Genomic DNA, 12354 nt, shown 5'->3' with positions numbered 1-12354 from the left:
GACAGCACGTCAGCGCGCCCCCCGTTTCAGATCCATCAGTACCAGTTTGGCAATCGCCTTGAGGGTCTCAAACACCCCCACACCGCTCATGGCACAGGCCCGAAATTCGGGCACAGTTGTCGGATTGAGATACTTCCGCAGTTCGCTAAGGGGCGAGAGATTGGGCAGGTCCTGCTTGTTGTACTGCATCACAAAGGGCAGGCTGTAAAGATCGTAACCCTGCTCGGTCAGGTTATCCTTGAGGTTCTCCAGGCTTTCGATGTTGGCATCAAGGCGCTCCTCCTGTGAATCGGCGACGAAGACCACGCCATCGACTCCCTTGAGAATGAGCTTGCGTGAAGCATCGTAAAACACCTGACCGGGGACGGTATAGAGGTGAAAACGCGTTTTGAAGCCACGCACCTCGCCCAGCGCCAGCGGCAAAAAATCAAAGAACAGGGTGCGCTCGGTTTCGGTTGCCAGGGAGATCATCTTCCCCTTCGATTCCGGCGCGGTTTTCTGATAGACATGCTGCAGATTGGTCGTCTTGCCACAGAGCCCCGGGCCGTAATAGACAATCTTGCAGTTGATCTCGCGCGAGGCGTAATTGAGAAACGACATGGCGGCAACCCTTTTAGCGAAACAGATTATCGATGTCATCGTCGGTGATTTCGGCAAAGGGATTAAGCCCCGCCTCGTCACCTTGCCGCTTTTCGCTCTTGCGGCCGATGTCTTCAAACAGCCGCGCCAGTTCGGCGCTGGCCCGCTTCACCCGCAACCGCACCAGCCCGAGCGAACTGCGCAGATCAAAGATCACCACCAGAATCACCCGCCCGCCAACGATGGACAGATGAATACTGTCTTTTTCACCCTCATGGAACTGGATAGAAAATTCCTTCTCTCCGATCAGCTTGGCAAGTCCGCCGGTGGTAGCGATATTGCCAGCTGTCAACGACGCCAGACTGGTGGTGTCCATGCCGGCAACCTCACCGCTTGACGCAATCATCTGACCGTTTTTATCGACCAGAAAGATCGCCTTGGCATTGGCTGCCCGGAGCAGATGCTGCAGAATCTGACTGACCTTGGCAGCCTCTTCATCGTAGAGAACAAAGGTGGTTTGAGGGCCGAACATGCGTTTTCTCCCACAGGCTGAAGCGCTTATGGCCACAAGGCCGGGTACTGCTGCGGTTATAGCATTCACCAGCCGGATCGGCAAGGGATTCACCCCCCTGCCGCTGACAGCCTGGTGAGGTGACAACAAAAAACCCCGCCGTTAACCGCACGGCGGGGTTTTTTGTTGTCAGATCATGGATGGACGAGCCTTACTTGGTGCCGCAATCCGGATCCATCGCGGCCAGTTTTTTGTACAGATCGTAACGGGCGGCCGTTTCCTTGCTGGCCTGGTTCATCAGGCGCTCGGCCACTTCCGGCTGGGCTTTTTTCAACACACGGAAACGGTTTTCACCGTAGGCATAATCGGCGAAGCTGATGCTCGGATCCTTGCTGTCGAGTTGCAGCGGATTCTTGCCCTGATCCGTCAGACGCGGGTCGAAACGGTACAGCGGCCAGTGACCCGAGTTCACCGCCTTCTTGCATTCATCAACAGCGGTGGTCATATCGATACCGTGGGCAATGCAGTGGCTGTAAGCAATGATGATCGACGGACCATCATAGGATTCCGCTTCAAGGAACGCCTTGACGCATTGAGCCGGGTTGGCCATGGAGACCTTGGCGACATAAATGTTGCCATAGGTCATGCAGATCATGCCCAGGTCCTTCTTGCCCATACGCTTGCCGCCGGCAGCAAACTGTGCCACAGCGCCCAGCGGCGTCGCCTTGGAGGCCTGACCGCCGGTATTGGAGTACACCTCGGTGTCGAGAACCAGCACGTTGACATTCTCACCGGAAGCAAGCACGTGGTCGAGACCACCATAGCCAATGTCATAAGCCCAGCCGTCGCCACCGACAATCCAGACCGACTTCTTGACCAGATAGTCCGCCACGGACAGCAGCTGCTTGGAATCGTTATCCGGGCACTGCGCCAATCCCGCCTTGAGTTTGGCGATACGGGCGCGCTGGGCCTCGATGCCCTGCTGGGTCGACTGGTCGGCCTGCTGAATCTCCTCAATCAGGCCGGCATACTCCGATCCCGCCTTGCACAGGTGAGTCGCGGCCTTGGCCAGCAGCTCCTGGGCATACTCACCGAACTTGTCCACCGACAACCGCATACCGTAGCCGAACTCGGCGTTGTCCTCGAACAGCGAGTTGCTCCAGGCCGGGCCCAGACCGTCCTTGCGGGTGGTCCAGGGGGTGGTGGGCAGGTTGCCGCCGTAGATGGAGGAGCAGCCGGTGGCGTTGGCGATCAGGGCACGGTCGCCAAACAGCTGCGACAGCAGCTTGACGAAGGGCGTCTCGCCGCAACCGGCGCAGGCACCGGAGAACTCGAAGGTCGGCGGCAAAAACTGGCTGCCCTTGAGGGTCTGACGCTTGAACCGATCCTCGTCGGTATCCGGCAGGCCCAGGAAGAACTCCCAGTTGGCGGCTTCGCTGGTCCGCAGCGGGGCCTGGAAGGTCATGTTGATGGCTTTCTTGCTCTCGTCTTCCTTGCTCTTGGCCGGGCAGTTGTGCACGCAGGCACCGCAGCCGGTGCAGTCCTCGGGAGCCACCTGCAGGGTGAACTTCATGCCGGCCAGCTCTTTGCCGTTGGCGTCGGTGGACTTGAAGGTCGCGGGAGCACCGTCAAGCAGGGCCGCATCGTAGGCCTTCATGCGGATGGCGGCATGGGGGCAGACAAAGGAGCAGATGCCACACTGGATACAGAGCTCCTTGTCCCATACCGGGATATTGACGGCAATGTTGCGCTTTTCGTACTTGGCCGTACCGGTCGGGAAGGTGCCATCGCTGGGCATGGCCGAGATCGGCAGGGTGTGACCCTTGCCTTCGATGATGGTCGCCGTGGTGCGCTTGACAAAGGCCGGAGCTTCGCCCTCAATGGCGCCGTGGACACGCAGATCGCTGCCGACGGGGCCCGGGGTGACTTCTTCGATGCCGTCGAGACCACAGGTGACGGCCTGCATGTTCATGTTGACCACTTTCTCACCGGCCTTGCCGTAGGACTTGACGATGGCGTCCTTGATTTCAGCCACGGCGGTATCAAGTGGAATAATATTGGAGATCTTGAAGAAGGCGGTCTGCATGATGACGTTGATGCGGGCACCGAGGCCGATCTCCTCACCCAGACGAACACCGTCGATGACGTAGAACTTGAGCTTCTTGTCCACAATCTGCTGCTGGACTTCTTTGGGGATATTCGCCCACACCTCATCCTTGCCGTAGGGGCTGTTGAGCAGGAAGGTGCCGCCCTGTTTGGCATTGACGAGGATGTCGTATTTCTCCAAAAAGGAGAAATTGTGGCAAGCCACGAAGTCGGCCTTGTCAATCAGGTACGGTGACTTGATCGCCTGCTTGCCGAAACGCAGGTGGCTGGTGGTCATGCTGCCGGCTTTTTTCGAGTCATAGACGAAGTAGGCCTGAACCTTGTTGTCGGTGGTCTCGCCGATGATCTTGATGGAGTTCTTGTTGGCGCCGACGGTACCGTCGGAACCGAGGCCGTAGAACATGGCGGCGTAGCAGTCGGACGGCACGCTGAAGGCCGGATCGAAGGGCAGGCTGTTGCCGGTAACGTCGTCTTCAATACCGACGACGAAGTGGTTCTTGGGCGCTGCGGCCTGCATGTTGTCGAAGACGGCCTGAGCCATGGCGGGGCTGAATTCGAAGGAGCCGAGGCCGTAACGACCGCCGACCACTTTGGGATAGGTCTTGATGTTGCCCAGACCGGCTTCGAGGGCTTCGCCGATGGCGGTGCGCACCAGCTGGTACAGGGGCTCGCCCAGGGAGCCGGGCTCTTTGGTGCGGTCGAGAACGGTGAGGTTCTTGACGGTGGCGGGCATGGCTTCGGCAAAGGCTTTGAGCGGGAACGGCAGGAACAGGCGGACCTTGAGCACACCGACCTTCTTGCCTTGGGCGACCTGATACTCGACCAGCTCTTCAACGGTGTCGGCACCGGAGCCCATGATCACGACGACATCTTCGGCGTCGGGCGCGCCGACGTAGTCGACGAGCTTGTACTGGCGGCCGACCAGTTTGGCCAGCTTGTCCATCTCGCCCTGGAGCACTTCAGGCACGGACTCGTAGAACTTGGTGACGGTCTCACGGCCCTGGAAGTAGACGTCGGGGTTCTGGGCGGTGCCACGCAGCACCGGATGATCCGGCGACAGGGCGCGGGCTTTGTGGGCACGAACCAGATCGTCGTCAATCAGGGCAGCCATGTCTTGCTTGGTCAGTTCTTCAACCTTCTGCACTTCGTGAGAGGTGCGGAAGCCGTCAAAGTAGTGCAGGAACGGAATGCGGGTGCGCAGGGTAGCAGCCTGAGCCAGCAGGGCAAAATCCATGACCTCCTGCACCGTGTTGGAGCACAGCATGGCCCAACCACAGGCGCGGCAGGACATCACGTCGGAATGATCGCCGAAAATCGACAGGGCCTGGGCCGAGATGGCACGGGCCGAGACGTGGAACACCGTCGAGGTCAGCTCGCCGGCGATTTTGTACATGTTCGGGATCATCAGCAGCAGACCCTGCGACGCCGTAAAGGTCGTGGTCAGGGCGCCTGCCTGCAGAGCACCGTGCACGGCCCCGGCGGCGCCGCCTTCGGACTGCATCTCGACCACCTTGGGAACCGTTCCCCAGATATTGGTCTCGCCGGCGGCGCTTTTGGCGTCGGAGATTTCGCCCATCACTGACGACGGGGTGATCGGGTAGATCGCAACAACCTCGTTGGTCGCATGGGCGACATGGGCCGCGGCGGTGTTGCCATCGATGTTTACCATCTTACGCGACATGGTGTTCCTCCTTTGGATGATGTCAGACAGCGGGCTTTATAACCCATTCGTTGTCGGATGTCCTGATCAGCGCGGTGGTCACGGCACCAGCACAAAGAGCCGGCAGCGAGGCCGGTCAGAGTTCATAGCGGCGTGCCATGGCCCCGCTGAGGGTACTTTCGTCGAGATATTCCAGATTGCCGCCCGTCGGTACACCGTGAGCCAGACGGGTCAGGCGCAGTCCCGGCCGCTGCAGCAAACGCCGCAGATACAGCGCAGTCGCTTCGCCTTCCATGGTGAAATTGGTCGCCACGATCAGCTCCCGCACCTCACCCTGCTCTACCCGCTGCACCAGTTGCGGGATATTCAGTTCCGCCGGACCAACGCCGTCAAGGGGTGAAAGCACACCGTGCAGCACATGGTAACGGCCGCGATACCCGCCGCCGCGCTCGATGGCCAGAAGATCCTGCGACTGTTCCACCACGCACAGCAGGCCATCGTCCCGCTCGGGCGCCCGGCAGAACGGGCAGGGATCCTGCTCGGTCACGTGAAAACAGCGGGAACAGAACACCACCTTATCCTTCACATCGAGCAGGGCCTGAGCCAGCTGGGCAACCTGGGCCCGTGGCTGTTTCAGCACAAAAAAAGCCAGCCGCTGGGCCGTTTTTTCACCGATGCCGGGAAAGCGCCGTAGCTGTGCTGTCAAGCGGGTCAGGCAGGGAACGGAGTCTAGCATGAACGCCTCGAAAATCCAAACTATTTAAAATAGCGTTTTATTTTTTCAGTTGCAGTGTACGCTTTTTCAGTTGAAATAAATAACCATAAAGGGTGAAACAGCAAAGCCACCAACGAACGAAGCGATCGATGATGGCTTACAACTGCCAGCGGTGGCAACAGGTCAGGCCTGCAGATTCAGCACAGTCCGGGAATACTCAGGCCACCGGTCAGCTTACCCATCTCTTCCTGAACCATCTGCTGACTCTGGCGAATGGCCTCGTTGATCGCCACCAGCACCAGATCCTGCAACATTTCGACATCCTGCGGATCAACAACAGACGGATCAATGGTCAGCGCCAGCACCTGCTGCTTGCCGTTGACCCGCGCCGTCACCATGCCGCCACCGGCGCTGGCTTCGAGCTCACGCTGTTCCAGTTCCTGTTGCACGCGCGCCATCTTCTGTTGCATCTGCTGCGCCTGCTTCATCATCTGTCCCAATCCCTTTGCCATGAATCCGTCTCTCCTTTTTGTCTGATCAGACAAAACCCTTGTCGGTGGCCTTCACCGCAAGAACCTGTCCGGAAAAAATCTCCACCGCCTTCTGGACCAGCGGATGACCGAGGGCATCCTGCCGCAGGCGTCGCTCGCGATCCGTCTCCTCCTGACGGCGCGCCTCCTGCAGGGATGGCGGCAGGACAACATCGCCACTGGCAGCCTCAACTTTTACCTGAATCCTCTGGCCATAGAACGCCAGCCCCAATTCCTGCAAAGCCTCCTGCGTCTCACCATCCCTGAGCTGTTGCAGCACAAAGGAGCCCGCAGAGGCCACCAGCTGCAACACGGGCGGGCCGTCAACCAGCGCTGACACCTGCGCCAGAATGGCGCCAATCCGCGGTCGTTTCTGCTGAACAAAGGCGACAAAAGCGCTCCAGTCTCCCGCCACGGACACCGCCTCGTCAACCGACACGGCGACATCCTGCTCAACGGCGGCAGACACTGCCGCTGGCCCCGCTACGGCCTCCGCCGCCTCGGACCGCGCCGCGGCCGGCACCGGCGACGAGTCAGCCACCGGCGCCGCAGCTGTTGTGGCAGCAACCGGTGCTGGCGATTTCTGCCGCGGCACCGTAACCACCGGGGCAGCGGTCGCACCCTGTAGCTGCAAGCGCTCCAGAGCCTGTAACAGACTGGCCACGTCACGTGCCGGCGGCAGGGTCGCGGCCCGCACCAGCGTCATTTCCAGTTGCACCCGCGGGAAGCTGCTGTGCCCCAGCTGATTCTGGCAATGCAACAGCAAATCGAGCAACCGCTGCCAGTCTTCCTGCGCCCCGCCAGCTGCCAGCGTCCGCAACTCGGCCAGCTCATCGGCTGTCAGCTGCAGTGTCCGCGCCGGATCATCCACCAGCGGACAGAGAATGAGCTGCCGACACAGCTCAACCAGCTGCTGACAGTAGGGGCGCAAGGCATAACCAGCCTCATCGACACGGCGAATGGTTTCCAGCACCAGTGCCGGCTGATGGCCGATACAACCTTCAAGGGTATCAAACAGCAGCCGGCGATCCACCAGCCCAAGCAGGCTGGTCACATCGGCATCCTCCACCTGCTCACCGCAGAAAGCCACCACCTGATCCAGCGTCGACAGACTGTCCCGCATGCTGCCCTCGCCGCGCTGGGTCACCAGCGCCAGAGCACGATCGGAGATGTGAATCCCTTCGGCATCAACAATTCGGCGCAGTTGCGCGGCCACCTTGGCTGCAGCAATCTTGCGAAAATCGAAGCGCTGGCAGCGCGACAGAATGGTAATGGGAATCTTGTGCGGTTCAGTGGTGGCAAAGATGAATTTGACGTGGTCCGGCGGCTCTTCCAGGGTTTTCAGCAGGGCGTTGAAGGCACTGCCGGAGAGCATGTGCACCTCGTCGATGATGATGATGCGGTAGCGACAGCGGGCCGGCAGATAGCGCAGGGTTTCGCGCAGTTCGCGGACATTGTCGACCCCGTTGTTGGAGGCGCCGTCGATTTCGAGCACGTCGACGGCGTTGCCGGTGGTGATGTCGCGGCAGATGTCGCACTGATTGCAGGGTTCGGCCGCCGGGCCATCGACACAGTTGAGCGCCTTGGCCAGAATGCGCGCCGCTGACGTCTTGCCCACGCCGCGCGCGCCGGTAAACAGGAAGGCATGATGGACACGGCCACAGGCGATGGCGTTCGACAGGGTACGGCCGACATGTTCCTGCCCAACCAGATCGGCAAAGGTCTGGGGTCGCCACTTGCGTGCTAAAACCAGATAAGACATGCAACAGCTCGCTTCGTCAGACAGGCGCGACAGGGGTGGGTCCGTGGAACCGCGGCAGCCAAACGGCACGTTCGGCCGAAACAGGCAGGCTGAAAAAAACAAAGGCGCTGCCTGCTGTACCGCACGGGCGGCGCCCGGAAAAACTTTGCCGCCACAAGTGGCAGTCAGGCACCCCCGCGGCACACCGGCTGCGCCGTTACCGCTGCTCCCTTCCGGGCCTGACGGGGTTCACGACCGCCCGTTGCGCGGGACCCGACTGCCACCTGTGGCGGCAAAGAGAATCGTCAAAAATGTAATGGCGGAGAGGGAGGGATTCGAACCCTCGGTACCTTGCGGTACACACGATTTCCAATCGTGCACCTTCGGCCTCTCGGTCACCTCTCCACACAGGCCGTGGATAGTACACGAGGCCCTCGGAGGCTGTAAAGCTTTTTTCTTGCTTTCATGCCAGCCCAACCGGCCCCGTGTTTGACAGCGGCCCCAGTCTGTGTCACCATAATCGCCGGTTGAAGAAGCCCCTGCCGGGCCGTCTCAGCCCCCGCCTGCCGGGTTTTCACAGGCCACTCAACAGCCTGCGAAACCCGCCAAAGGGAGATTCCAGGGTTCCCTCCGCCAGCGTTGTCGGCCGGGCCCTGCCGTCTGGCTATGGCAGCCTCCTTGTTTTCGTTTCAGGCATGCCATGCTGTCAGGAGGCTCCCAATGCCCCGTCTTACCGCGTTAGACTCCCTGTACCGTTTCTTGCTGCTGTTCCATGTCCTCTGCCTGGCCCTGACCGGCGGCCCCTGCCCAGCCCTGGCCGGCAACAACCTGCAACTGTCCGCCGGCGTCGGCATGCGTTCCGTGCTGGAAGAACTGCTGCGCCAGTATCCGGTCAACAACACCGCTATTCGGACCAACTTTGCTTCTTCGGGCGTACTGGCACGTCAAGTCCTGCAGGGCGCGCCGGTCGATCTGTTCATCAGCGCCAACATGGACTGGATGGAGCAGTTACGGCTACACAACCGCATTACTGAACCGGTGGTACTGTTCGCCGCCAACAGCTTGGTGGTGGTCGGGCGCCGCGATACCCCGCTGCGCAGCCTGGACGAGCTGCGCAGCTGCCGCCGCATCGCCATCGGCAACCCCCGCAGTGTCCCCGCCGGCCAGTACGCCGAGCAGGCCCTGCGCAATGCGGGCCTACTGACCGAACTGCAGCCCCGCCTGCTGCTGACCAGTGATGTGCGACAGGCCCTGCTCTATGCCGATCGCGGCGAGGTGGATGCCGCCCTGGTCTATCACAGCGATGCCTGCCTGGCGCGCCAGGCCCGCCTGCTACTGAGGGTGCCACCCCAGCTGCATGACCCCATCCGCTTTCCCATGGCGTTGACCAGCCGTGGCGCTGACAACCCCGCAGCACGGCAGTTGCTGGCCTTTCTCACCAGCCCCAGCGCCCGTGCCCTGCTGGTGCAACGGGGCTTTATCGATCCGCTCAGCCTGCCGGGCAGTCAGCCATGAGCCTGCTGGCACCGACCGACATCCAGGCAGCCTTACTGTCGCTGCAAGTAGCGATGGTCGCCACCCTGCTGGCCCTACCCGCCGGCTTTGTGGTGGCTTACCTGCTGACCTTCAGCCGCCTGCCGGGCAAGCCGCTGATTGATGCCCTGGTCAGTCTGCCGCTGGTCCTGCCCCCCGTGGTCGTGGGTTACCTGCTATTGCTGCTGCTAGGGCACGACAGTCTGATCGGCCGCGGACTCGACCGGCTGGGTTTGCAGATTCTGTTCACCCCGCGCGCTGCCGTGCTGGCTTCGCTGGTGGTCGGCTTCCCTCTGCTGGTACGTTCAGTCCGGCTGGCGATGGAAGCCATTGACCCCCTGCTGCTCGATGCCGCCCGCACCCTCGGGGCGGGCAGCGCCGATCGGCTGCTAACCCTGATTCTGCCGCTATCCGGCCGGGGCTTACTGGCGGGTGCCAGCCTGATGTTCGCCCGCAGTCTCGGCGAGTTCGGCGCCACCATTCTGGTGGCCGGCAACATTCCCGGCCTGACCCGCACCATTCCGCTGGCCATCTACGATTACACCAGCGTCCCCGGCGGTGAAGCCCAGGCAGCCGGTCTGTGCCTGCTGGCGGCCCTGCTGGCACTCGCGGTACTGCTGCTCAATGATTTTCTACTCAAACAGTTGCAGCGACGGAGCCGGTCATGAAACTGCAGCTGGAAGTGGAAAAGCGTCAGGGTGCCTTCAGCCTGCAACTGGCCTGCTGCCTCAATCAGCCCCGCAGCGGACTGTTCGGCCCGTCTGGCAGCGGCAAATCCAGCCTGCTTCAGCTGCTGGCCGGCCTGCACCGACCCGACCACGGCCACATCTGCCTCAACGACCGGGTACTGTTTGACAGCGCCGCCGGCATCGATCTAAGCCCGCAGCAACGCCGCATCGGCCTGGTATTCCAGCAGGGGTTGCTGTTTCCGCATCTGAGTGCGCGCCGCAATCTGCTCTACGGTTACCACCGCACGCCACCCCAACGGCGCCAGCTTGAAGTCCGCCAGCTCGTCGATCTGCTACAACTCGGCCCACTGCTCGATCGCAGTGTCCGCCAGCTCTCCGGCGGCGAGCGCCAACGGCTGGCCCTGGGCCGCAGCCTGCTGGCCTGCCCGGATCTGCTGCTGCTGGATGAACCCCTCAGCGGCCTCGACGATACCCTCAAATATCAGATTCTGCCCTATCTGCAGCAGCTGTTCGGCCGCATCGGCGTACCGGTTCTGCTCACCAGCCACGTCCTCGGCGAAATGCGCCTGCTGACCGACGAGGTGGTCGAATTGCGCCAGGGCCGGCTGCACAGCCAGGGACCGGTCGATGCCCTGGCCCGCCGCCAGCTCGGCAGCCATCCTGACGGTTATCTCAATCTGCTGTCCCTCGAACGCCTGGACAGCCACAGGGGGCTGTACCGTTACCGTTGGGGGCGCCATCACTTCTCGCTGCTGGCCGGCAGCGCGGCGCCAGCGGCGCTGTTCGGATTGTCATCAAAGGACATCACCCTGTTCAAACGTCACCCCGAAGCCAGCAGCGCCCGCAACCTGCTGGCCGGACGCGTCGAACGTCTGTTTGAGGTCGACAACCGGGTTGGCGTCGAACTCGACTGCGACGGCCAGCGCCTGATTGCCCAGGTGGTCAACGATGCCGTCGCTGAATTGCACCTGCGCCCGGGCCAGCAACTGACTGCCGCCATCAAGGCCTCGGCCTTTCGCCGGCTCCATGATCTGATCGCTGCCACAGACGACACCAACTGGCCGGCGTAACCTGAAACCCCACGGGGGCAGAGCCGCCTCTTTTTGCTCCTCCGCAACAACAGCCGCAGCCACTGGCGGCTGCGGCCATCACCGGATCGACATTCTGGCGGTCGGGATCAAGCCAAGCGACCCTAGGCGGGGATACGCGGCAGGCATGTGGTCTGGCCGCGGTGGTTGCGCAGACGGTGACCGGCCTCGTCGCTGCCCAGCTGATAATAGTCCGGCATCAGCGGAATCTTGCCGATATTGGTCGCCACCACATACAGCGGCTGAGCCAGACCGGTGGTATGACCCCGCAAGGCATCGCGGATCAGTTCAGCACCGCGCTCCACCGGCGTGCGAAAGTGATCGATGCCGGGCGCTGCCTCGCAATAAAACAGATAATAAGGCCGAATGCGCTGCTGCAGCAGCTTCTGGTGCAGGGCTCGGAAGGTTGTCACATCGTCGTTGATGCCCTTGAGCAGCACCGCCTGATTGCCCACGTTAACCCCGCAGGACAACAGTTCTAACACCGCCCGGGCACTTGCGTCGGTCAGTTCGTTGGGGTGATTGCACTGGGTATTGAGCCACAGCGGCGTGCGATGATAGCCGCCCAGTACCTTCTTCAGGCCGGCGTCAATCCGCTGCGGCAAAACGATGGGCGTACGCGAGCCGAAACGGATCATTTCGACATGAGGCAGTTCACGCAGTTTACGAATCAGATAGTCGAGCTGTTCGTCCGCCAGCAAAAAGGGGTCGCCACCGGTAACCAGCACATCGCGCACCTCGGCATGCTCCGCCAGCCAGGCGAGTCCCTCGTCAACATTGAAATCCAGTTGCAGGTCGCCATCGATCACCAGTTCCTTGCGAAAGCAGTGACGGCAGTAAATGCCACAGCCCTGGGTAACGGTAAAGGCCACCCGGTCGCGGTACTGGCGGGCGATACTATCGGGCCGCACCTCGTCAGTTTCGCGATTTTCCTTCCACAACAGATAGTTTTCCCGCCCGAACTGATTATGCTGTTCCTGCAGCGAGGGCACCACCTGTCGCCGGATAGGGCAATTTGGATTGTCGCGTTCCATCAGGCTGGCGAAATAAGGCGTGGTTCCCCATTTGGTCTGCTGATTCTCCAGCGCCAGCCGCTCCTCGGCCGTCAGATTGATAAAGGTCTCCAGCTGTTCGGTGGTACGGACAAAGGCTTTGAGCTGTTCCTGCCAGGTCATGAATCCTCCCTTGGGTCTGGCGGTGAA

At 61.4% G+C, this 12354-nt stretch carries 10 protein-coding genes, 1 tRNA gene and 1 other RNA gene; 3 read left to right on the top strand and 9 right to left on the bottom strand.

The annotated features are described in order from the left end of the window. Window positions 1-9 precede the first annotated feature (9 nt). The 8 genes from BLR80_RS04705 to BLR80_RS04670 all read right to left on the bottom strand — a co-directional run bounded on the left by BLR80_RS04705 (window position 10) and on the right by BLR80_RS04670 (window position 8247). Window positions 10-600 carry a GTP-binding protein gene (locus BLR80_RS04705; RefSeq protein ID WP_092076773.1) on the bottom strand — a complete coding sequence of 197 codons (591 nt, stop codon included), beginning with the start codon at window positions 598-600 and terminating at the stop codon, window positions 10-12. Window positions 601-613: 13 nt separating this feature from the next. Continuing rightward, window positions 614-1111 carry a roadblock/LC7 domain-containing protein gene (locus BLR80_RS04700; protein WP_092076771.1) on the bottom strand — a complete coding sequence of 166 codons (498 nt, stop codon included), beginning with the start codon at window positions 1109-1111 and terminating at the stop codon, window positions 614-616. Window positions 1112-1301: 190 nt separating this feature from the next. Beyond that, the gene (gene nifJ, locus BLR80_RS04695; protein WP_092076769.1) at window positions 1302-4877 is read right to left on the bottom strand and encodes a pyruvate:ferredoxin (flavodoxin) oxidoreductase; all 3576 of its coding nucleotides are present in this window, start codon (window positions 4875-4877) and stop codon (window positions 1302-1304) included. A gap of 115 nt (window positions 4878-4992) precedes the next feature. Further along, window positions 4993-5592, bottom strand: a complete 600-nt coding sequence (gene recR / locus BLR80_RS04690; RefSeq protein ID WP_092076768.1) for a recombination mediator RecR — start codon at window positions 5590-5592, stop codon at window positions 4993-4995. Between the two features lie 176 nt (window positions 5593-5768). Further along, complete coding sequence (locus tag BLR80_RS04685) at window positions 5769-6083, bottom strand: YbaB/EbfC family nucleoid-associated protein (RefSeq protein ID WP_092076766.1); 315 nt, start codon at window positions 6081-6083, stop codon at window positions 5769-5771. A 25-nt stretch (window positions 6084-6108) separates the two neighbouring features. Beyond that, window positions 6109-7863 carry a DNA polymerase III subunit gamma/tau gene (gene dnaX / locus BLR80_RS04680; protein WP_092076971.1) on the bottom strand — a complete coding sequence of 585 codons (1755 nt, stop codon included), beginning with the start codon at window positions 7861-7863 and terminating at the stop codon, window positions 6109-6111. 159 nt (window positions 7864-8022) lie between these two features. Further along, window positions 8023-8121, bottom strand: an RNA gene (ffs, locus tag BLR80_RS04675) — signal recognition particle sRNA small type. Window positions 8122-8159: 38 nt separating this feature from the next. Continuing rightward, window positions 8160-8247: transfer RNA gene (locus BLR80_RS04670), tRNA-Ser, on the bottom strand. A gap of 315 nt (window positions 8248-8562) precedes the next feature. On the opposite strand from BLR80_RS04670, the gene modA reads away from it, so the two are divergent. From modA to modC, 3 genes are read left to right on the top strand one after another with little or no spacing between them, the layout of a single operon-like run. After that, window positions 8563-9357, top strand: a complete 795-nt coding sequence (gene modA, locus BLR80_RS04665) for a molybdate ABC transporter substrate-binding protein (RefSeq protein ID WP_171906312.1) — start codon at window positions 8563-8565, stop codon at window positions 9355-9357. Next, on the top strand, window positions 9354-10043 hold the full coding sequence (modB, locus tag BLR80_RS04660) for a molybdate ABC transporter permease subunit (protein WP_092076762.1): 690 nt from the start codon (window positions 9354-9356) through the stop codon (window positions 10041-10043). Before modA ends, modB begins: the two co-directional genes overlap by 4 nt. Beyond that, window positions 10040-11134, top strand: a complete 1095-nt coding sequence (gene modC, locus BLR80_RS04655) for a molybdenum ABC transporter ATP-binding protein (RefSeq protein ID WP_092076760.1) — start codon at window positions 10040-10042, stop codon at window positions 11132-11134. The genes modB and modC overlap by 4 nt, the downstream gene beginning before the upstream one ends. Before the next feature lie 122 nt (window positions 11135-11256). On the opposite strand, the gene BLR80_RS04650 is transcribed toward modC, so the two are convergent. Next, window positions 11257-12327: a KamA family radical SAM protein gene (locus tag BLR80_RS04650; protein WP_092076758.1), complete on the bottom strand. Its 1071-nt coding sequence runs from the start codon at window positions 12325-12327 to the stop codon at window positions 11257-11259. Window positions 12328-12354 lie beyond the last annotated feature (27 nt).

The organism is Desulfuromonas thiophila, assembly GCF_900101955.1.
Classification (GTDB): domain Bacteria; phylum Desulfobacterota; class Desulfuromonadia; order Desulfuromonadales; family Desulfuromonadaceae; genus Pseudodesulfuromonas; species Pseudodesulfuromonas thiophila.
Note: the sequence above shows the minus strand (reverse complement) of the source record. Positions and strands in the feature narration are given on the sequence as shown.